Origin of the sequence: Pseudoalteromonas sp. P1-9, assembly GCF_001399975.1 — a bacterium.
Classification (GTDB): Bacteria; Pseudomonadota; Gammaproteobacteria; order Enterobacterales; family Alteromonadaceae; genus Pseudoalteromonas.
Genome location: NZ_LKBD01000116.1, coordinates 1 through 797, shown reverse-complemented (window position 1 = coordinate 797; position 797 = coordinate 1). Strand labels below are relative to the sequence as shown.

The 797-nt window shown below is 48.8% G+C and carries 1 protein-coding gene; it reads right to left on the bottom strand.

From position 1 onward, the window contains the following. Positions 1–725 (bottom strand): condensation domain-containing protein (locus AN214_RS21770; protein WP_235576802.1); only part of this gene is annotated, 725 nt, incomplete at its 3' end. Positions 726–797: the final 72 nt, after the last annotated feature.

Here is a 797-nt window from a genome sequence, read left to right as displayed (position 1 = left end):
TCTCGCTCTTCAGTACTTAACATCTCCAATGCACGAAGTGGCATATCTGGCTGCTCGACAGTTCGCGCCAAAGCCGAAAGCAACTCAGCCAAATGGCCTTGTAACTGCACAATCCGCTCAGCGTTAAATAACCCTGTGTCATACCCCCAAGTCAAACCCAGACCCGATGTTGTCTCGTCCAGCGTCAACTCTAAATCAAACTTACATTGATACCCTTCACCTGCTAATGGCGTGATACTCACGTCCGGTAAGCTGAGCGACGATGCACTGGTGGTATTCATGCTCAACATGATTTGGAACAACGGCGTGTGACTGCTGCTGCGTTGTACCTGACAATGTTCGACTAACTGTTCAAAGGGCACATCTTGATTCGCCTGAGCATCCAAACTCACCTGGCGAATGTGTTGGAGATAAGACCGCAAGTTCTCATGCTGCGTATTCGCTCTTAACACCAAAGTATTCACAAAGAAGCCTATTAACGGCTCCAACTCTTGTTGCGTGCGGTTCGCCACCGGCGTACCTACCACGATATCCTGACTATAGCTGTGACGGGACAACACTAAAGACAAAGCACCATGCACCAACATAAACAAGGTGCAATCATGCGCCCTTGCTACCTGATGTAGCTGACCTAATAGCTGTTCACTTAATTGATAATGCTGTTGTGCTCCAACATGCACCTTTTCTGCCGGACGCGGGTAATCCAACGGCAAACTGTGAACCATCGGGCAATCATCCAGTTGTGTTTGCCAATAGCTCAATTGTGACGCTAATGCTGACTCGGTTAACCACGTCCG